Here is a 20,685-nt window from a genome sequence, read left to right on the forward strand (position 1 = left end):
AAAATCAGGTTGTTTTCAACCCGTAGTTCTTCACCGCGCCAAGCACTGCGCCGATCTCGTCGTCGCCGAGGATATGGGGCGTGCCTATGGTTCTGCTGAGGATATAGGCTTTGGCGAGGACTTCCAGTTCCTCCAGGCGCCAAAGGCCCTTCTCCAGCGTTTCACCCACAACGACTGCACCGTGGTTGGCCATCAGACAACCGCTGCGCTCCCGCATCGTGTTGGTGACGTCATCGGCCAGATCTTCGCTGCCAAACAGGGAATAGCCGGCAAGAGGCACGGAGTTACCGCCGAAAATCGCGATCATATAGTGACAGGCCGGGATTTCCTCACGGTTGATCGCCAACGCGGTGCAATGAACCGGATGGGCATGAACCACGGCATGCATCTCGGGCTTGGCCCGCAGCAACGCCAGATGAAACTGCCATTCCGTCGACGGCGGGAAGTCGCCCTCCGGATCCCCCTTCCCGTCGATGGGCATGGAAACCAGCATCTCCGGTGTCATGCGATCATAAGGAACACCTGACGGCGTGATGAGCATCCGGTCGCCGGCTCTGGCGGAAATATTGCCGGAGGTCCCCTGATTGATGCCGCGCCGGTTCATCTCGATGCAGGTGTCAATAATGGATTGACGCAGTTCAAGGGTATCGGAGTAAGGGGTTTTAAGCATCGTTTTCACACGCAAGGTTGAGCATTTCGGTCGCTGTCTGGGAACAGGTGGCAAGGTGAGTGGTGAAACCGCCACGGATTGCGGCCAGCATCGATGCCGCCCGGTCCGGACCGGACCCGACAAGCAGCCCCATGTCCTTGTGCCGCATCTGGTCGAGCGTGACGGAGATCATGCGGTCCTCGATGTCGAGATTGAGACCCTGGCCATCGCGGTCAATGAGGCGGCCGCAAATCACGCCGATGGCGCCGCGCTCGGCGCAGGGGCCAACTTCGGAACGATCCAGCAAGCCGGTGTGGACCACATGGCTTTCTTCCTTGCAGGTGCCGCAGGCAAAAATGGTCTTGTTGCAGGAGGCAACCGCCTCGAGCTGCATCCGGATAACAGGCTCCTGTTTCAGCCGATCCACCAGGCTCTTGTCGGAGAGCAGCAACGGCACGTGAAGGTTGACGCAATGCGCGCCATAGCGGCGCGCAAGGGTGGCGGAACAGGTTTCTGCCGCAAAGCCCAGAGCTGCCGGGCGCGAGCCGACGAGCTGAACCACAGTCAACTCATCCAATGAGAGACGCGGCGCTGCCTCCGCAACCCGGTAAACCGTCTCGCCCCAGGCAACGCCAAGACGGTCGCCCGGCTCCAGCAAGCTCGGCAGCCAGTCGGCAACGACACGGGTGACCCGGTCAAGCGACTGCTCCGGCCCGTCCGGGGAGGACGGAACGACCACCGCGTCCTTTAGACCGAAGGTGTCGACAAGCCTCCGCGCCAGATCCTGATCACGGAAGATATTGCTGTCGAGCGTGATCCGGACATAGTCCCGCTTGCGGGCCTCAGACAGATAGTTGACCACCGTTGCGCGCGAGATCCCGAGCCGCTCGGCGATCTCGTTCTGGTTCATGCCTTCCTGATAGTAACACCAGGTGACCTCAATGATCGCTTCGTCCTGGGAGCGGGCGCGGACAACCGCCCGCCCCTCTGCCGCTCGGGACTTGCTCGGACCTGGTGTCATGCGCTCTTGGCCACCTCAGCGAGGTCCGGGAAAAGGCCAGCAAGACCTTCTCGGCTTGCCTCGCAGACACCGCGTTCGGTGATAAGTCCGGTCACCAGATGGTTGGGCGTTACATCGAAGGCCATGTTGCCGCCGGGTGTTCCATCCGGGGTGACCTGAACCTGGACGATTTTTCCATCTTCGTTGCGACCCTGAATGTGGGTCACTTCGCGGCCATCACGCTCTTCGATCGGAATTTCCGCCACGCCATCATCGACGGCCCAGTCGATTGTCGGAGAGGGCAGCGCCACATAAAAGGGAACATTGTTCGCCTGTGCGGCCAAAGCTTTCAGATAGGTACCGATCTTGTTGCAGACATCGCCGCGCCGAGTGGTACGGTCGGTACCGACGATGACCAGATCAACCTGGCCGTGCTGCATCAGATGCCCACCGGCATTGTCGGTAATATAAGTGTGCGGAATTCCGTGGCTGCCGAGCTCCCAGGACGTCAGTGCACCCTGGTTGCGGGGCCGGGTTTCATCCACCCAGACATGGATCGGGATACCTGCATCATGGGCATGATACATCGGACTGGTTGCTGTGCCCCAGTCGACGGTCGCGATCCAGCCGGCATTGCAATGGGTCAGAATCCGCACCGGCTCGCCGGGCTTCTTGGTGGCAGCGATCTTGCGGATGATCTCCAGACCATTGAGCCCGATGTTGCGACAGATTTCGACATCTTCATCAGACATTTCGTGGGCAAGCTTGAGCGCTGCCTTGGCACGTTCCGCCTCGGGCAGGGATTTCAGCCGCGTCCGGCAGCGTGTCAAGGCCCAGCGCAGGTTGATGGCAGTCGGGCGGGTCTTGTCGAGAAACTCCCACGTTTCATCAAGATGCTGATCGGACGGATCAATCTTTGCAGCGAGCGCCATGCCGTAAGCGGCGGTCGCGCCAATCAGTGGCGCCCCGCGCACGCGCATCTCGACGATTGCATCGGCAAAGTCCTGCAAGGTATCGACCTGCTGAATGCGGAACTCATGGGGAAGCCAGCGCTGATCGATGATCTGCAAAGCCTTCTTGTCATCATCCCACCAAAGGGAGCGGTAATGTGTGCCGTTGACCTTCATAGGATGTCCTTTGCATTGAATTCGCGTGCGATGCCAAGAAGCGTCGCGGTTGAGCCGAAGGTATCTGCTTCGAGTATCAGTTTGGCGCCCATGGCCAGATTGCGAGCTTCAAGGCGAGCCTTTTGAGCCTCGTCCTCGATCTCCTCGAAATCCGCATTGTGAGCGAGAGACAGGGTGCGTCGATGCATCTCGATACCGCAGAAAACAATTGCATCGCGTCTGACCTCCGCCAGAAGCTCAAGGCAGATGCCTTCAGATGATTGGCCCTGGTCCTCGAACAGGGCAGCGGGATACAGCATACCGGTGCGCTCGATTTTCCAGAGCATCTGGAATTCGGCCTCGAAACTCGCAAGGGTTTCGTCGATCACCGTCAGGATCCACTCCTGATAGTCACCGAGCCGCTCCACCGTGCGGTGCGCCGGCTGGCTCAGATACGCCATCAGGAAGTTGGCAACCAGCATGCCAATGTCGAACCCCAGAGGCCCGTACTGCGCGAACTCCGGATCGATGACCCGGCTTTCTGTTTGCGTTGACATGATCGATCCGCTGTGAAGATCTCCGTGCACCATCGTCTCAGTGTTTGAGGCGAACTTCATCAGCATCCGCTGCACGCGGGCTTTCAGACGGGTATCTGCGCGCAGATCCGCAACCACCGGATCAAGCGCTGCGGTGTGGTGATTCATCTCGGCGTCGAAGTAGGGATCCGTGAACACCAGCGCTTCGGTAATTGCCGGAATCGCAACATTGCCTGCAAAGGTACCGACATCCTTCTTCTTGTCGGCACTCTTCATCGACAACTCGGAACCGCGGAAGGCGGTGCGGGCGCAGAATTTTCCGAGAAAGTCGCCCAGTCCTTCGACCTTCTCACCGTCAATCAACTTCCGCCGCAGGATCTTGTGGGGCGCCAGAAACTCCATCACGATGAGCGCCTGATCGTTGTCAAAATAATAGACTTCGGGCACCGAACCGGGATCGCGCTGCGCCTGCCGAACGAGGGCATGGTTTTCGAAGAACGCGCGGTAGAGCGGCAGCGGCCAGCTGTCGCCGACCAGCCGGACATACGGCAACGCCTGCTTGACAATGACGGTGCCGCGGCTGCCCTCGACGATGAAGACGAGATTGAGGTTCCCGTCCCCGACCTCGCGCACCGTCCATTCGGCCGGATCGGATCCGACCCGTTCGGCGATTGCGGGAACGGCGGAGAGCCGTTGAGCGAGCGTCTCAGGAGACAGCGGCTCATATTGTGAATTTTGCGGGTCTGGCTTGGCCATGTTGATTATCTTTCCTCCCGATTTGTCCTGAATAAAAGACAGACTTATTCAAAAGTCAACTGCATTGACAAATGACTATTCGACGTGCTGTAACGATAGCAGTGAGAGAGGAGCTCGCTAGAAATTGGGAGGAAAGGTGGCCAAAATCACCTGTAAATTAAGTGGCCTGGAAAAATCCTTCGGTCGTAATCACGTCTTGCGCGGGATTGACCTGGAGTTGCGGGCCGGAGAAGTGACGGCCCTCATGGGAGCCAACGGCGCCGGCAAGTCGACGCTGGTCAAAGTGTTGTGCGGTTATCACTTTGCCGATGCAGGCAGGATCGAACTGGGTGGTGAGCCCTTCGCCCCGACGGACGCTGCAGATGCCATCTCCAAAGGCGTCGTGACGGTTCATCAGTCCATCGACGACGGCGTCATTCCGGACCTCGATGTCGCGACAAACCTGACGCTCGACCGGCTGACGGAACCGGGCGTCGGTCTGTTCGTCAATGATCGCAAGTTGCGCCGGCAAGCACAGGACGTCGCCGACGGAATGGGTCTCACCATGGACGTGCGCACCCGTGTCGCCGACCTCGACGTGGCCGATCGCCAGATGATTGCCATTGCCCGCGCCATGGCCCGATCCCCGAAACTGCTCATTCTGGATGAACCGACCTCGTCCCTCTCCGCTTCAGAAGCCGAGCGACTGTTTGTGCTGATTGACCGGCTCAGGGCCGACGGCGTGGCGATCCTCTACATCTCCCACCGCATGTCAGATATTCGCCGGGTCGCCGACCGGATCGTGTCCATGCGTGATGGAGCGATCTCCGGGATCTTCGAAGGCGACACCCTCGATTACACCGGTGCCGTGAACGCCATGCTCGGTCATCAAATGACCGAAGTCGACATCACTCCGGTATCCGGAGGCGTGCCCGTTCTGGAGGCCAGGGACCTGCAGCTGTTTGAAGGCAGTCCGCCAATCAGCTTCACCGCACGCGAGGGCGAGGTCATCGCCTTTACCGGGCTGTTGGGCAGCGGCACCACCGACCTCGCAGAGATCGTTTTCGGTTTGGCAAAACAGGCTGGCGGCTCTCTGACGCTGGATGGCAAACCCTACCAGGCGCTGAGCGCTGGCGAGTCTGTCGCCAAGGGCGTTTTCATGTCGCCCAAGGATCGCAGCGAGAACGCCGTTATCGGCGATTTCGACATTGCCAACAACATGACACTGCCGTTCCTCAAGGCCTTCAGCCGTTTCTCGTTTCTCAGAGAAGGCGCGCAACGCAGCGCCGCACGAGAGATGATCGGCAAGATCGGCGTCAAATGCGAAGGCGATGACGACGGCATCGGCACGTTGTCGGGCGGCAATCAGCAGAAGGTCATGATTGGCCGATGGCTCCTCCAAGCCTCTCGGGTTCTGTTGCTCGATGAGCCATTTCAGGGCGTCGATATCGGTGCCCGGCGCGACATCGGCCAATACATTCGGCAGACATCAGCCGGCCGCACCACTTTGGTCTTTGTCGCGGAAATTGATGAAGCGCTGGAGATTGCAGACCGCATCATCGTTCTCAACGAAGCCGCGATTGCAGGCGAATACATCAACAAGAATATCGACCTGAACAGTCTGGTCGCCGACGTCTCGGGGCCGGGCCGCAAGTGGACATCTGATGACGACCAGCTTTCGCCGGCGCAGCCTCCCGCAGGGCAGGCAGGGACCTCAGCCAGAACCCAGGCTTCAAATCAGATAGCGGCAGGATGAAAACCAAGACAATGAACAAGAACGCTCTCGACCTTGCCATCCGCTATGGCTTCATCGTGCTCCTGTGCGGACTGGCCCTCTTCTTCAGCTTTTACGCCAGTGGCTTCGCCAGCCCACGGTCGGCTGTCTTCATATTCCAGTCCGTCGCAATCACCGGAATTCTGGCGCTTGGCGTGACCTGTACGCTGGTTGTGGGCGGCTTTGACCTGTCCATCGGATCGGTCGCCACCTCTTCGCTCATGCTGTCGGCCTACGCCATGGTGGTGCTTGAACAATCGGCCTTCGTGGCAGTTGTTCTGTGCCTTGTCATGGGCGCCGTCGTCGGGCTGATCAACGGGCTGCTTATCGTCAAGATGCGCGTGCCTGATCTTCTCGCAACCCTGGGCATGATGTTCCTGCTCATCGGGCTTCAGCGTATTCCAACCCAGGGCAACTCCATCGCGACGGGCATGAGCCTGACGGATGGTTCTGTTGCGGTGGGCACTTTTTCAGCCGCTTTCCTCTGGCTCGGCCGTCACCGGTTCGATCTTTTCCTCGACCGTCTGCTGCCCGTCCCCGTTGTGGTTTTCCTGTTGATCGCCCTGCTCATCTGGCTGTTCCTCGGCTTCACCCGACACGGCCGACTGATGTATGCCATCGGCTCGAACGAGCGGGCTGCCGGCCTCGTTGGCACCAATGTTCAGCGCTATAAGATTGTCGCCTACATGATCTCGGGAGTGCTCGCCTCCATCGGCGGCATCCTGCTGGCCGCCCGTCTGGGACGCGGCGACATTGCTTCGGGCAACAACCTGTTGCTCGACAGCGTGGCAGCCGCACTGATCGGCTTTGCCGTTCTCGGTGCAGCCCGGCCCAATGCGTTCGGCACCGCGTCTGGCGCCCTCTTCGTCGGCATTCTTCTGCAGGGTCTGACGATGATGAACGCACCTTACTACATGCAGGATTTCGTCAAGGGGATCGTTCTCGTCGCCGCCCTTGTCTTCACATTCTATCTGTCATCGCGCCGCGGCGGCAGAAGAACCGCGTGACGCTTAAAAAAGCGCCGTGTTTATTTGGGAGGAAACATCATGTTGAGACGTCAATTCATGAAGCTGGCGGTCGTCGCCGGAATGGGCCTCGCCGGTGGCGGCCAAGCTCTTGCCGCCGATATGCCGGCACCTTTCGACAAGGCTGGCGATGTGAAAATCGCTTTGGTCCGTTATCTGTCGACCGGTGACTTCTTTCAGTCCTATCTCTCCGGAGTGGAAAAGCAGGCAGAGGCCCTGGGCGTCGACCTGCGTGTGCTGGACAGCCGTCAAGATGCAGCGCTTCAGGCGGATATGGTCGACCAGGCCATCGCTCTGGGCGTTGACGGCATCATCATCCAGCACGGCCTGACGGAATCCATGAAGGCAGCGGCCCAGCGGGCTGTCGATGCCGGTATCAAGGTTGTCGCCTTCGACGTTGATGTCGAAAACGACTCCGTGCCTCAGGTCGAGCAGTCGGATTACCTGCTTGGCAAACTGGCTCTCGAGCAGGCCATCAAGGACAACGGCGACAGCTTTACCGCCGGCTATGTCTACGTTCCAGGCATTGCACCGCTCGACCGTCGCGATGTTGCGTGGAAGGAAGTCAAGGACGCCAATCCGGGCATCACGGAAGCCGCCATGTTCGGCACCCTCGACAATCCGATTGCCAACTCGGTTGCCAATCAGGCACGCTCCGTGCTGCAGGCCAACCCGACCATCACCGTGGTGTTCGCGCCGTTCGATGAATTTGCCAAGGGCGTGAAGATTGCCGTGGACGAGTCCGGCCTGAACCAGGACATCGACATCTATTCCGCCGACGTCTCCACTGCTGACATCTCGGCAATGCGCGAACCGGATTCGGCCTGGGTCGCAACGGTAGCAACCAACCCGGCCGTCGTCGGTGAGGTCAGTGTTCGCACCCTTGCGTTGATGCTGGCGGGCGAAAAGACCGAACCTCAGGTCGTCGTTCCGCCGACACTGATTACGCAGGACTTCCTGAACGAGAATGACGTGAAGAACATGGCGGACCTCGGGGTTAAAATGCCCCAGTTCCAGCATGCTGACGTTTCCGTGGCGGAGTGGATCCCACTGCCGCAGCGCTGAGGCGCCCGACTTTCCTGCTCTTTAGCCATGCAACAACGATAAAGCCCGGCCATATCGCCGGGCTTTATTTTTTGCTCCTATTCTCTTGCAAACGGCAGGCGTCAGTCAGACTTCGTTTTCAGAAGATATCTGGCTCGCCAGCGACCGCGCCGAAGCCGCGTTCGAGGTAGTCGAAATCGCACCCCTTGTCGGCTTGCGTCACATGGCGGGAGAACATGTAACCCCAGCCGCGTTCAAACCGGGGGGGAGGCGCAACCCACGCCGCCTTTCGACGCGCGATCTCATCTTCACCGACCAACATGTCGAGACGTCTGTTGGGCAGGTCCATCCGCACCCGATCGCCGGTCTTGAGCAAGGCCAACGGCCCGCCGGTGAAGCTTTCGGGAGCCACGTGCAGCACACAGGCGCCATAGGATGTTCCGGACATGCGCGCATCGGATATCCGCAGCATGTCCCGGTGGCCCTGTTTGATCAGCGCCTTGGGGATCGGCAACATTCCCCATTCCGGCATACCCGGCCCGCCTTGAGGACCTGCATTGCGCAAGACCATCACCGTGTCGGGCGTTACCTCGAGGTTCTCGTCGTCGACCGCCGCTTTCATTTCGGGATAGCTGTCGAAAACCAGCGCCGGCCCTTCGTGGACGTGGAATTTGGGATCACAGGCAGCCGGCTTGATGACGGCCCCGTCCGGACAGAGGTTGCCGCGCAGCAGGGCCAGTGATCCTTCGTGATAGACCGGGTTGGTCAGCGGGCGGATCACGTCGTCATTATAGACTTCCGCGCCCTTGAGATTCTCCGCGACAGTCTTCCCCGTGACCGTGATCGCACTGGTGTCGAGGCGATCTTCCAACTGCTTCATCAAGGCGCGCAAGCCACCTGCGTAGAAGAAATCCTCCATCAGGTAGTCCTTGCCGGAAGGTCGGACATTGGCAATCAGCGGCGTGACACGGCCCAGCGCGTCCAGATCATCCAGCGTCAAGGCGACACCCGCACGGCGGGCCATGGCGATCAGATGAACCACCGCATTGGTGGAACAGCCCGTGGCCATGGCAACGATCGCTGCGTTGCGGATGGAGGCATCGGTGATGATCCGATCCGGCGTCAGATCCTCCCAAACCATGTCGACGATCCGCCGCCCACATCCCGACCCCATCCGCTGATGTTCGCTATCGGCGGCAGGAATGGACGAAGCTCCCGGCAGCGTGAGGCCCAGGGCATCGGTGATTGCGGTCATGGTTGAGGCGGTACCCATGGTCATGCAGGTGCCAACGGAACGCGCGATGCCGCCCTGAATACCGATCCAGTCTTCGTCGGTGACATTGCCGGCGCGGCGCTCATCCCAATATTTCCAGCCATCCGAGCCCGATCCAAGAATGCGGCCCTTGTAGTGACCGCGCAGCATGGGACCTGCAGGAAGATAGATCATTGGCACGCCAGCGGTGATCGCTCCCATGACAAGACCTGGCGTGGTCTTGTCACAGCCGCCCATCAGCACAACACCGTCGAGCGGGTGAGAACGGATCATTTCCTCCGTCTCCATCGCCAGCATGTTGCGATAAAGCATCGACGTCGGCTTGGTGAAGCTTTCATCAACCGATAGTGACGGCATTTCGACCGGCAAGCCGCCTGCCGCCAGCACGCCGCGCTTGACGTCCTTCACGCGTTCCGGGAAGTGACCGTGACAGGTGTTGAGCTCGGACCATGTGTTTAACACGCCGATGATCGGCTTGCCCCTGAACTCTTCTTCGGCATAGCCGAGCTGCATCATCCGGCTGCGATGGCCAAAGCTGCGCAGATCGTCCGGCGCGAACCAGCGGGAAGAGCGCAAGGTGTCTGGTGTCTTGACGTGATCAGTCATGGTTTTGTCCTTACACGCCGCGCAACCGCGAAACCGTGGTGCGTGTTGAAATCTGCTCAGGATCGGTCATCAGCTCGATCACTGTCGGCCCGTCATGCTCGAAAGCGGCAAGAAGAGCTGGCTTGAACTGGCCGGTTTCGGTGACGCGGCTATGGGCAGCGCCCAGACCACGGGAGATCTGCCCGATATCGCTGGCCAGAATATCCGTGCCGGAGACGCGGGCTGGATGCTCACGCTCCTGATGCATGCGGATGGTGCCGTATGTGCCGTTGTTGAAGACCAGAATGATGGGGCGTCCACCATGCTGAACGGCTGTTGCAATCTCCATTCCGGTCATCATGAAACCGCCGTCACCGACAAAGGCCAGAACCTGCCGGGTCGGATCGGCGAGAGAGGCTGCAACCGCCGCAGGCACCGCATACCCCATGGAACCGCAGGTCGAGCCGATCTGGCGTCCGGGACGGGCATAGCGCAGAAAGCGTTGCGGCCAGCCGGTGTGATTCCCCGCGTCAAGCGTCACAACCGTGCCTGCGGGCAGAAGGTCGCGCACATCGGCCATCGCCTGCCCCATGTCGAGCGGATAGTCGTGGGTTGGCGGTTCGCTGTCGGCGAGATACTCATCGCGCAGCGACTGTTTCCAGACAGCCTCACGTGCCACCGGGGCACAGAGGTTCAGCGCGGCAAGTGCTGAATTCGGCTCCGAGACCGCTGACAGAAACGGGGAATAGACCCGGCCGATTTCATTCGCATCGGCATGAATGTGGATCAGCTTCTGAGCGGGCGTCGGCACGGAAAGCGTTGCGTAGGTCTTCGTGGTGATTTCACCCAAGCGGGCGCCAATCACCAGAAGCAGATCGGCTTCTGCCACCCGCTTGACCAGGCTGGGCGCGACGCCTGTGCCAAAATCGCCAACGTAATGCTCCGAACGGTTGTCGATCGCGTCCTGTCGCCGAAAACTCGTCGCCACCGGCAGTGCATTCGCTTCAGCAAAGGCTTGCAGAGCTTGCGACCCCGCATCACTCCACCCCGGACCACCGGCGATCACCAGCGGGCGCTCGGCGCGGGCAAGCTCTGCCATGATGTCCTGTGCGTCACTGGCGGTCAGCGACGGAAGGCTGGCTGCGTAGGGCTGCGCATCGGCAACACACACCACATCCGTCAGCATGTCCTCAGGCAACGCCAGAACCACCGGCCCGGGCCGACCTGATGTCGCAACGCGGAAAGCTCTCGCCATATACTCGGGGATGCGGTCCGCACTGTCGATCTGCGCCGCCCATTTGGCAACGGGACCGAACATCTGGCGATAGTCGATTTCCTGAAAGCTCTCGCGGTCCATGGTGTCACGACCCACCTGCCCGACAAGCAGGATCATCGGTGTGGAATCCTGATAGGCGATATGCACGCCGACAGCCGCCTGACAGGCCCCGGGCCCGCGCGTCACCATGCAGATGCCGGGTCGCCCGGTCAGCTTGCCGTAGGCTTCTGCCATGTTGGCGGCGCCCGCTTCATGCCGTGCATTGAAGAGCGAAAAGCGGTCGCGTACATCATAAAGCGCGTCGAGCACTTCAAGGTAGCTTTCGCCCGGAACGCAATAGGCGCAGTCCGCCCCATGAACCAACAGCTGATCCACCAGGATCTTTCCGCCGGTGCGTTGTGTGGTCTCGGTCATCCTCCCCCTCCTCCTCATTTTTTATTTGGCTGTTCTGTGGTCAGCCCACCACGATGCAGTCAGGATCAATCTCCCGGCCTTCCGCGTGGACGCGGATGTTGCCGGACCAATGCCGCACCATCCGATCGAAATTATCGAGTGTGCGTCCCGCCACATGCGGCAGGGTGACCGTATTGGGCAGATCAAGCAGTGCGTTGGGTCCTGTCACCGGCTCACTCTCGAACACGTCGAGCCCGGCCGCGCTGAGCTGTCCAGACCTGAGTGCCGCAATCAACGCAGTCTCATCGATGAGCCCGCCGCGTGATGTGTTGATCACCACCGAGCCGGGTTTCATGGCCGCAAGCACGTTGCCGTCAATGACCTTCCTTGACGTGGCGGTCAGCGGCAGATGCAGCGAGATGACATCGGCCCAGCCGATCAGCTCATCAAACGGCATCCAGGGTGCAGGGACCGATGTGTCCGGCCCGGAGGGTTTGGTGTAGGCGATGTCACAGCCAAAGCCCTTCAGGCGCGCAAAAACTTCGCGCCCGATCGCTCCCATTCCGACCAGACCGACACGACAGGCTCCCAGATCCCGCGCTTCACGCCACAGATCAGGCTGATTCCAGGACCCTGCCCGAAAGGCCGCATGAACCTGGGGCAATCGGCGCAATGTAGCCAGCATCAATGCCAGGGTGGACTCGGCGACGGTCGGGGCATTCATGCCCGGCGACCGCGCCACCATGATCCCGCGCGCTTTCGCGGCCTCCAGGGGAATACCATCGACGCCGGTGCCCCATTGATGCACGAGCCTCAGATGATCCGCCTGTTCAAGCACCGACGCAGGGAACCGAAGTCCCCGCGTCACCGCATAAGTCGCCCCCTTCAGGGCATCATGCATATCGGCATCGGTGTCGCTTGCCACAAAGCGCAGATCGAAACCATCGCAAAGATATGCGATCCGAGCCCGCATTTCGGCACTCGCGGGCTCCAGAATGGCAACCGGACCGATTGCCATCAGCTGCGACCCGAAATCAGGTCACGCATCATTTCACGTTCTTCTTCGCTCAGGTCAGTCAGCGGTGCGCGCACCGGTCCGGTCTCAAACCCGCGCAGTGCAACGCCAGCCTTGATCGCCGAGACAGCATAGCCCGTCTGGCGGTCGCGGATTTTTGCAAAAGGATAATAGAAATCCTTGAGCATCTGCTCGCACTTGGCATCGTCACCGGCCAGAAATGCGCCATGAAATTCGAGAGCTGTCTCGGGAACAAAATTGAACACCGCCGAGGAGTAGGTCAGCATTCCAGCACCGCGATAGGCCTGGGCGAACAGCTCATGCGTCGGCATTCCGCCGATATAGGACAGGCGGTCTCCCAGCTTCACGGTGACACGGCGTACGTTGTCGATGTCGCCCGTGCCATCCTTGAAACCGATCAGGTTCGGGCATTCGTCGGCGAGTTGTTCCAGCGTCTCGGCAGAAACCTGTGCCTGACCGCGGTTATAAACAATAACCGCCATATTGGTCGCCTTGCAGACGGCGCGGATACGATTCGCAACGCCTTCCTGCGGGCCTTCGGTCAGATAATGCGGAAGCAGCAGAATACCGTCGCCACCTGCCGCTTCGATCTCATGAGCAAGATCACACGCCATGCGCACGCCATAGCCACATCCGGCAATCACCGGTGCATCGCCAGCCACTTCACGTGTGGCCTTAACGACTTTGACGATCTCTTCCGGTGTCAGCGAGAACATCTCGCCAGTCCCACCGGCCACGATCAGTCCCGCAACCTTATGCGGCTTCAGCCACTCCAGATGTGCCTGAAACGGCTTGGGCGCGAAGCGGTCCTCGGCATCGAAAGGGGTGACTGGGAAGGACAAAAGTCCATGGCGAACAATCTCGCGCAGCTCGGCCGGTGCGATCATCTGAGTATCTCCTTAATTCTTGTATCTGCTGTTGTTTTGGGGGCTTAGCGCCAATCGGCGGGCAGAAGTCCATCCGGCATGTTCTGGTAGCTGACGGGACGCAGGAAGCGGCGGATCGCCATGGTCCCGACGCTGGTGGCTCCGAAATTCGTGCTGGCAGGATAAGGCCCGCCATGCACCATCGCGTCGCAAACTTCCACACCGGTGGGGAATCCGTTGGCAAGCATACGCCCCGCCTTGCGCTCCAGCACCGGCATCAAGCACCGCGCCAGCTCCGTATCGCCATCTTCAAGATGCAGCGTCGCGGTCAGCTGCCCCTCGAAGCTTTTGGCGACTGCGATCATTTCAGCCTCGTCGGCGACCGTCACAATCAGGCCCAGCGGCCCGAAGACTTCCTCGGTAAGAGCGTGATTGCCGATCCAGTCAGCGCCTTTCACGATGAACAGCTGAGGCGTGGCCGTCCGCTGATCGCTTATGGAGGTCAATACCTCACGCACGCCGGAGCCCTTGCCGATGCGAGCGACACCGTCGCGGTAGGCCGAGGCAATGCCGTCGGTCAACATGACTTGCGAGTCAACCTTGGCGAGGCCGTCCTTGGTGGCCTGAGCAAAGCCTTCCGCCTGGTGCTCAAGCACAATTGCAATGCCAGGATTGGTGCAGAACTGGCCTGCGCCCATTGTCAGTGATCCCGCCCAGCCAGCAGCGATGTCTGCGCCGCGCGCGTTCATGGCTTCCGGCAGAAGGAACATCGGATTGACGCTGCCGAGCTCACCAAAGAACGGGATCGGTTCCGGCCGCTGCGCACAAAGGTCATAGAGCGCGCGACCGCCCCCCAGCGAGCCGGTGAAACCCACAGCCTTGATCAGCGGATGCTGCACCAGGGCTGTCCCAACATCGCGCTTGCCGCCCTGAACGAGCGAGAACACGCCCTTCGGCAGATTGCACGTCTCGACAGCGGCCTTGATTGCCTCAGCAACGATTTCGCCGGTGCCGGGATGGGCGGAATGGCCCTTGACCACCACGGGACAACCCGCGGCGAGAGCCGAGGCCGTGTCGCCCCCGGCCGTCGAAAACGCCAACGGGAAATTCGAAGCGCCGAAGACCGCAACGGGACCAATCGGGCGCTGCATCAGCTTGATATCCGGGCGCGGTGCTGGCTGGCGATCAGGCAGAGCATCATCATGACGCTGGTCGAGATATTTGCCGGCGCGAATGTGACTGGCGAACAAGCGCAGCTGACCAACGGTACGACCACGCTCCCCCTGAAGCCGACCGGCAGGCAGACCGGTTTCCTGGGTTCCGATTGCGGTAATCGCGTCGCCTCGTGCGTCGATTTCATCCGCAATGGTTTCAAGGAACTTGGCGCGGGTCTCAGCATCCGTGTAGCCAAAAGTCCAGAACGCCTCTTCTGCGGCTTCGACAGCGGCATTGACCAGTGCGGGCGTACCCACGGAGAAGTCATGCGCGTCGCCATGAGCGGGTTCGGAGCGAAATGTCGCGGTGCCGGACACCCACTCGCCTGCAATCAGGTGTTTTCCATGTGGCTTAAAATCTCTGGTCGTGACGTTCATAACCCTGGCCTCCTCCTAATGCACCACCCGGGCAAAACCCTGTTGGCGCGTCCTTTTTCCCGTTATCCTTCGTCAGATTGCATCCGGTCGCGCTCCTGATAAGCAATGTGGGACAGCGCGCAGATGCGGACAGAACTCGACAACATTCCGTGTCCCGCCTATTGACGAAGTTTGTAATGCACTAATATTTTAGTTTATCAGCGTGGTCAACCGGGCTAGAAGTGCAGTTATGAGAAAAGCACTTGCGAGAGACACGTCAGGACGCCGGAATGCTCAGCACGATGAACGTTGCCTTTGATATGATGCGGTATGAAAATCCGATGGGGCGCCCGATGGCCTCGTCGCGGATCTACGACGACTTACGTCAGCGCATCCTGTCGCTGGAACTTCCTCCGGGGACACCGCTGACACGCGCAGATCTCGCCCGGGAGTACGACGTAAGCCAGACGCCACTTCGCGATGCGATGCAGCGACTCGATCAGGATGGCCTCATTCGCATCTACCCGCAGTCCAAGACGCTCGTGACGCGCATCGACCCCAGCAAGATTCGCGAGGCGCTGGTGCTACGCCAGGCGCTCGAAACCGAAGTGGCGATTAAATTCGCCGAGGCCCCATCGGCAAGTGCGGTCGCCCGGCTGAAAGAGATTATCGCCATGCAGCGCGAGGTCGCCCCCGACACGGCCCAGCTCCGCCGGTTTCAGGAACTCGATGAATATTTTCACTTCATCATGTTCGAGGGTATCGGCCACCCCAACCTGCATGCCCTGCTTAGGGCTCAAACTGGCGACATGGACCGGGTGCGCAGGCTTCAGACCCACTCCGACGAGCGCCTGGCTACCATCGTTGACGGTCATGACCGCATCGTAGCCACCCTGGAAGCTGGCAATGTGGGCCGCGCCATCGAGGAAATCCGGTTGCACACGCACAAGCCATCCGACTGGGTCGACGAGTATCGCGCCAAATACGAAGACTACTTCGTCTAACGAGGCCCATTCGCCTCAAACACCACCGTTGAGAAACACAGAACATGGCACCGCCCAGGCGCCGTGAAGGGAGAGATTATGCTTGAACAGACCCAGGGATTACACGTTGTTGCCCAAACGCCGTTTCTTGAGGATGGCGCCGTGGATTTCGGCAGCATAGATACGCTCTCGGCCTTCTACTATGGTCACGGCGCTCAGGGTCTGACAGTGTTGGGCGTGTCTGGTGAGGCGCAAAAGCTGACCGTCGATGAGACGATTGCGGTTGCCGCACGCTATGTCGCAGCCGCAAATGGCCATCGAATCATCGCGGGCGTCTCGCACCCCAATCTCGCCACCCTGGTCGAAGTCACAGCGCAGGTGATGGCTGAGGGTGCCGATGCGGTGATGATCTGCCCGCCCAGAGGCATTTGCACGGATGAAGATCTGATCCGCTACTTCGAGGCGGTTTATGAGCGCATCGGTGATGTTCCGACAGTGCTGCAGGATTTCCCCGCCTCCTCGGGCGTGGTCATGTCCGTGCCCGCAATTGACCGTTTGCTCGTGGCCTTTCCGCAAATCGCCGTGATCAAGGAGGAAGACACGCCCTCGCCGACCAAGATCACCCGACTGCGCGCAGAACTGTCGCGGCCGGTGAAAATCCTGACGGGCAACAACGGACAGTTTCTAGTGCAGGAAATGGAGCGCGGAGCCGACGGGCCCATGGCAGGCTTCTCGTATCCTGAAATGCTGTCTGGCGTTTACGATCTGATGAACGAGGGTCGACGGGCCGAGGCGCATGATCTTTTCAACCGCTACCTGCCGCTTTTGAAGCACGAAGCCCAAGGACAATGGGGCATTGCAATTCGCAAGGAGATGATGAGGCGGCGCGGGGCGCTACAATCAAACGCCCTGCGCGGCCCCGGTCCGCGACTGACGGAAACCGATCTTGCCGAACTCGATTATCTCGTCAGTCGCATGGACCTGCCTCGAGACTAGGTTTCGCTCGGGTCAAAAAAGGCCGTAGGCAGCATCAGCTGATTGACCTGGCTCACCAGAAAAGCAGCGTCAGCGCTTTTGGTCAGATAAGCCTGCCACGCGGGGTCGGCTCCCAGCGCCGCACGGCGTTGGGCCCGATCGGCTGCATCCTTGTAGACCCAAATATGCACATAGGAGTTCACGTTGCCGCTCTCGACCGCGCCGTAGACGACGGGCTGACCAAGGTGTTTGCGCTGAACGTCGTAGCCGTGCTCGCCATACAATTTGAGGTGCTTTTTGATAGTTCCTGGTCGGCAGGTGTAGGTCCGGTGATCATAGAGCATCGTGTTTATTCCTTATTTTCAGTCATTTATGACGATTTAATCGGCATCGTCGGAAAGAGGCTTGCCAGCTTTCGCCTAAGTCATATAGTAATGTATCAGTTGGTTGCGGCGCAACCGTTACCGACTTTCAGGGGGAAACGATCTTCGCACCACATGCTGTGACGCGGACCGTTCAGTTCAAATACAACAGTCTGAGGCGGCTCTTGTCCGCCATTAGTCTTGGAGGAGACACATCATGAAACGCACTCTTATCGGCGCTGCTGCCTTGATCGCCACAGCACTCGTGCCACTTACTGCAATGGCCGAATATCCTGAACGCGACGTCCGCATGGTCGTGCCGTGGGGGGCCGGTGGTGGCACCGACGGTATTGTGCGCAAAGTGACGTCCCTCGCCGAAAAAGAACTCGGCGGCACCATCTACGTCGAAAACATCGAAGGTGGCGTTTCCGCCACCGGTGTCGGCCAGGTGATGAGTGCCAAGCCGGATGGCTACACACTCGGCGCACTGACCTACGACAGCGTGGTCACCGTGCCGTGGCAGGGAATGCTGCCCAGCTACAAGATGGAAAAACTCGACCTGATCGCCCGCATCACCAGTGAAGCCGACGCCATCATTGTCGACGCCAACTCCGACTATCAGTCGCTAAACGATCTGGTGGAAGCCGCAAAGGCGGATCCGGGCAAGGTCCGCATTGGCGTGCAGAACCTCGGCGGCCGTGTGCATCTGACGCTGCTTCAGCTGCAGAACCTCACCGGCGCCAAATTCAAGATCGTCTCTTATCCGGGCGGTGCGGCTCCTCAGAAAGAAGCCATTCTGTCCAATGAAGTCGATGTGGTTCTGACATCGCTCGGCGATTTCGCCAACCTGCTTGAAGATGGCACGGCCCGCGGCCTGGTCGAATTCTCCGACGCCAAGAACCCGACTTACGATGTGCCCACAGCACAGGAGGCCGGCATCGATCTGCTCAACGGCTCCTTCATCGTCATTGCCGCACCAGCGGGAACTCCTGAGGACGAAGTTGCCAAGATCGAAGCCGCCTATCAGGCAGCTTATGATTCCGACGAGTTCCAGGGCTGGCTCGCCACCATCGGCGTGACACCCAACTGGCTTGCCGGTGAAGAGCTGGACACCTGGGCCAACGATTCTGCACAGGGCCTCTTCAAGGAAATGGACGCACTCGTAGAAGCTGGTGTCCTGAACAAGTAATCTCATCTCTTATAGAGACAGGCGGCACCGGGGACAGTCCTCGGTGCCGTCCGTACAAGGAGACCTAAAATGGCCGACCGTGCGCCGCTTGTCAGGACCGGTGTCCTGCTGCCGCTTTTCCTGCTGATTGTAACAACTGTATACCTCGCTGCGGCTTTTGATATCCGCACGCAGTTTTCCGGCGACGGCGAGATGAGCCCGCGCTCCATGCCGATCCTGATCGCGATGCTGATGTATGTGGCGCTTGCCATCGTGTTTGTCGGCGAGTTCCGCAAGCCGACACCTGATGGCCCGCTGCGCAATTTGCTTCGGCCGCTTCTCGTTATCGTGGCAACCGGCGGATACATCTTCCTGTTTCGCCCGATTGGTTATTCGCTCGCCACGCTGGCCTTTACTTCGGCGCTGTTTCTCATCTTCCGGTTCCAGACAAGCAAGCCTCATCTCTTCGCGCTCTATGCTCTCGGCGTGACAGCGGTGTTCTACGGGCTGTTTGCGGGCATCTTCGGGGTGCGTCTGCCCACCCTGACCCAAGGCTTCTTCTGATGGATATCTTTCTCGACGTCATTGGCGGCATGTCCGCGCTGTTAGATCCCACGGTGCTGGGCTTCATGGTCGCCGGCTTCCTGATTGGCACGTTCTTTGGCGCCATGCCGGGCCTGACATCGGTGCTTGCCATCGCCCTGCTGCTGCCGATCACCTACACGATCGATGTGGTCCCCGCTCTGGTCATGTGCGCATCGATCTTCATGGCGGGCATGTATTCCGGCTCGATTACCGCAACCACGATCAATATCCCCGGCGCTCCCTCCTCGATGATGACCGCGATCGAGGGCAACAAGCTCATGAACAAGGGCTTCGGAGCCAATGCGCTGGGACATGCCGCGCTCGGTTCCATGATCGGCGGGGCCATTGGTGCCGTGCTGCTGATGGCCTTCATGCCTGTCGCAGCCGAAATTTCCCTGCTGATCCGTACTCCTGGAAAATTTTCTCTGGTGCTGTTTGCTCTTGTGGTCATTGTGATCGTCGACAAGGGCAACATCGCCAAGGGCTTTGTCGCCACGCTTCTGGGCGTGATGATCGCAACGGTCGGCATTGATGTTCTTCAGCCAATTCCACGCTTCAACTTTGGCACGGAGACATTGGTCGAGGGCATCGACATCATGCCGCTGGTCATTGGCGCCTTTGCCATTTCGGAAGTATTGATGCAATCCGAAAGCTGGAAGGACACGCTCGGCTCTACCCTTGAGAGGGCCAAGAATATCGTCATTCGGCGCCGTGATTTTCTCCCCCCCATGTCGGAAGTCCGCGAGATCGGCCTGTTTGCCTATCTTCGCTCGGCCTTCATCGGCTACGGCATCGGCATTCTGCCGGGTGCCGGCGGCTCCATGGCCGCATTCGTCTCCTACGCCATGGCCCGTTCCTCCTCGAAAAAGCCCGAGGAATACGGCGAAGGCAGCCGCGAAGGCATCGCCGCCGCCGAAGCTGCCAACAACGCCATGTGTGGCGGCGCATTCGTGCCCATGCTGATGTTCGGCATTCCGGGCGACCCGACCACGGCAATTGTCCTGGGAGTTCTGGTCATCAACGGGCTGCAGCCGGGTCCGCGCATGCTCGAAAATCAGGCCGAATTGCTCGGCCCCATGCTGGGCTCGCTGTTCTTCTCGGCCCTGGTGCTGATCCCGCTGACCCTATGGCTGTTCGGGCCGTATTTTGTGAAGATCGTCTCGATCCCCAAGGGCCTGCTTTACAGCGGCATCGCCGTGGTCGCGCTGGTGGGAAGCTATGTGGCAACCTATTCGATCTTCCAGATGTCGCTGGCCGTCCTGTTCGGCGTTCTTGCCTACTTCATGCGCAAGCAGAACTACTCGACGGTCTCGATGCTGCTTGGCTTCATCCTTGGGCCGGATCTGGAACAGTATCTCCGACGGTCGCTCTCCTTGAGTGACGGCAACCCGGTGGTGTTCCTGACCAACCTGGACAGTCTCTTCTTCCTGGTTCTCACTGCAATCTTTGTCTGGGCAATCCTGATCCGCAAACCCAAACGAAAAACCGCCACGCCGCCTCGCTGATGATTGGCATTAGACCTGCCAGGGGTTTGCCTCGTCGGGAGGTTAGTCTCCCCCAACTTGAGGACGGACCGTCAAGGGCACGCGATTCACGGATGCGCAGATCATCCGCATCCTGGCTTCTTTCCCGTTGCTCAGGCGAGGAAGGCTTCCGGTCGCTTTTAGGCGAAGCCATACCGAAGTCCCATTTTCGGTACCTGCAGGAGCTGCCTGTCGCCCTGACGACAGATCAAGCGCATTT

The 20,685-nt window shown here is 59.8% G+C and carries 18 protein-coding genes; 8 read left to right on the top strand and 10 right to left on the bottom strand.

What is annotated here, in order from left to right:
- Positions 1-4: 4 nt before the first annotated feature.
- From J0X15_RS19720 to mtnK, 4 genes are read right to left on the bottom strand one after another with little or no spacing between them, the layout of a single operon-like run.
- Entirely contained in the window at positions 5-670 is a 666-nt protein-coding gene (locus J0X15_RS19720) for a class II aldolase/adducin family protein (protein WP_206944643.1), read from the bottom strand.
- On the bottom strand, positions 663-1,670 hold the full coding sequence (locus J0X15_RS19725; RefSeq protein WP_206944644.1) for a sugar-binding transcriptional regulator: 1,008 nt from the start codon (positions 1,668-1,670) through the stop codon (positions 663-665). The genes J0X15_RS19720 and J0X15_RS19725 overlap by 8 nt, the downstream gene beginning before the upstream one ends.
- Entirely contained in the window at positions 1,667-2,776 is a 1,110-nt protein-coding gene (gene mtnA, locus J0X15_RS19730; protein WP_206944646.1) for an S-methyl-5-thioribose-1-phosphate isomerase, read from the bottom strand. Before mtnA ends, J0X15_RS19725 begins: the two co-directional genes overlap by 4 nt.
- On the bottom strand, positions 2,773-4,047 hold the full coding sequence (mtnK, locus tag J0X15_RS19735; RefSeq protein WP_206944648.1) for an S-methyl-5-thioribose kinase: 1,275 nt from the start codon (positions 4,045-4,047) through the stop codon (positions 2,773-2,775). The genes mtnA and mtnK overlap by 4 nt, the downstream gene beginning before the upstream one ends.
- A 136-nt stretch (positions 4,048-4,183) precedes the next feature.
- Here mtnK and J0X15_RS19740 point away from each other — a divergent pair, with 136 nt between their 5' ends.
- Genes J0X15_RS19740 through J0X15_RS19750 form a run of 3 tightly spaced genes read left to right on the top strand, consistent with a single transcriptional unit; the run spans position 4,184 to position 7,890 of the window.
- Positions 4,184-5,782: a sugar ABC transporter ATP-binding protein gene (locus J0X15_RS19740; RefSeq protein WP_331461959.1), complete on the top strand. Its 1,599-nt coding sequence runs from the start codon at positions 4,184-4,186 to the stop codon at positions 5,780-5,782.
- Positions 5,779-6,807: an ABC transporter permease gene (locus tag J0X15_RS19745; protein WP_231710515.1), complete on the top strand. Its 1,029-nt coding sequence runs from the start codon at positions 5,779-5,781 to the stop codon at positions 6,805-6,807. Before J0X15_RS19740 ends, J0X15_RS19745 begins: the two co-directional genes overlap by 4 nt.
- A 39-nt stretch (positions 6,808-6,846) precedes the next feature.
- Positions 6,847-7,890 (top strand): substrate-binding domain-containing protein, encoded by a 1,044-nt coding sequence (locus J0X15_RS19750; protein WP_206944650.1) that lies wholly within the window; start codon positions 6,847-6,849, stop codon positions 7,888-7,890.
- 118 nt (positions 7,891-8,008) lie between these two features.
- Here the strand turns inward: J0X15_RS19750 and araD are convergent, their stop codons facing one another.
- From araD to J0X15_RS19775, 5 genes are read right to left on the bottom strand one after another with little or no spacing between them, the layout of a single operon-like run.
- Positions 8,009-9,748 carry an L-arabinonate dehydratase gene (gene araD / locus J0X15_RS19755; protein WP_206944652.1) on the bottom strand — a complete coding sequence of 580 codons (1,740 nt, stop codon included), beginning with the start codon at positions 9,746-9,748 and terminating at the stop codon, positions 8,009-8,011.
- Between the two features lie 10 nt (positions 9,749-9,758).
- Positions 9,759-11,417 (bottom strand): thiamine pyrophosphate-dependent enzyme, encoded by a 1,659-nt coding sequence (locus J0X15_RS19760; protein WP_206944654.1) that lies wholly within the window; start codon positions 11,415-11,417, stop codon positions 9,759-9,761.
- A 40-nt stretch (positions 11,418-11,457) separates the two neighbouring features.
- Positions 11,458-12,414: a 2-hydroxyacid dehydrogenase gene (locus J0X15_RS19765; RefSeq protein ID WP_206944656.1), complete on the bottom strand. Its 957-nt coding sequence runs from the start codon at positions 12,412-12,414 to the stop codon at positions 11,458-11,460.
- The gene (locus J0X15_RS19770) at positions 12,414-13,319 is read right to left on the bottom strand and encodes a 5-dehydro-4-deoxyglucarate dehydratase (protein ID WP_209015487.1); all 906 of its coding nucleotides are present in this window, start codon (positions 13,317-13,319) and stop codon (positions 12,414-12,416) included. The genes J0X15_RS19765 and J0X15_RS19770 overlap by 1 nt, the downstream gene beginning before the upstream one ends.
- A gap of 44 nt (positions 13,320-13,363) precedes the next feature.
- Positions 13,364-14,890: an aldehyde dehydrogenase (NADP(+)) gene (locus J0X15_RS19775; protein ID WP_206944658.1), complete on the bottom strand. Its 1,527-nt coding sequence runs from the start codon at positions 14,888-14,890 to the stop codon at positions 13,364-13,366.
- Between the two features lie 269 nt (positions 14,891-15,159).
- Here J0X15_RS19775 and J0X15_RS19780 point away from each other — a divergent pair, with 269 nt between their 5' ends.
- Together J0X15_RS19780 and J0X15_RS19785 are read left to right on the top strand one after the other, a co-directional pair.
- Positions 15,160-15,873 (top strand): GntR family transcriptional regulator, encoded by a 714-nt coding sequence (locus tag J0X15_RS19780; RefSeq protein WP_206944660.1) that lies wholly within the window; start codon positions 15,160-15,162, stop codon positions 15,871-15,873.
- 78 nt (positions 15,874-15,951) lie between these two features.
- Complete coding sequence (locus tag J0X15_RS19785; protein ID WP_206944662.1) at positions 15,952-16,848, top strand: dihydrodipicolinate synthase family protein; 897 nt, start codon at positions 15,952-15,954, stop codon at positions 16,846-16,848.
- Here the strand turns inward: J0X15_RS19785 and J0X15_RS19790 are convergent.
- The gene (locus tag J0X15_RS19790; protein ID WP_206944664.1) at positions 16,845-17,171 is read right to left on the bottom strand and encodes an NIPSNAP family protein; all 327 of its coding nucleotides are present in this window, start codon (positions 17,169-17,171) and stop codon (positions 16,845-16,847) included. The two genes, J0X15_RS19785 and J0X15_RS19790, sit on opposite strands and share 4 nt — an antisense overlap.
- A 235-nt stretch (positions 17,172-17,406) precedes the next feature.
- Between J0X15_RS19790 and J0X15_RS19795 the strand changes: the two genes are divergently transcribed.
- The 3 genes from J0X15_RS19795 (at position 17,407) to J0X15_RS19805 (ending at position 20,447) form a co-directional block, all read left to right on the top strand.
- Positions 17,407-18,378, top strand: a complete 972-nt coding sequence (locus J0X15_RS19795) for a Bug family tripartite tricarboxylate transporter substrate binding protein (protein ID WP_206944666.1) — start codon at positions 17,407-17,409, stop codon at positions 18,376-18,378.
- A gap of 69 nt (positions 18,379-18,447) precedes the next feature.
- Positions 18,448-18,921, top strand: coding sequence for a tripartite tricarboxylate transporter TctB family protein (locus J0X15_RS19800; protein ID WP_206944668.1), 474 nt, complete (start codon positions 18,448-18,450; stop codon positions 18,919-18,921).
- Complete coding sequence (locus J0X15_RS19805) at positions 18,921-20,447, top strand: tripartite tricarboxylate transporter permease (protein ID WP_206944670.1); 1,527 nt, start codon at positions 18,921-18,923, stop codon at positions 20,445-20,447. The genes J0X15_RS19800 and J0X15_RS19805 overlap by 1 nt, the downstream gene beginning before the upstream one ends.
- Positions 20,448-20,685 lie beyond the last annotated feature (238 nt).

Origin of the sequence: Roseibium limicola (genome assembly GCF_017313085.1) — a bacterium.
Lineage (GTDB): Bacteria > Pseudomonadota > Alphaproteobacteria > Rhizobiales > Stappiaceae > Roseibium > Roseibium limicola.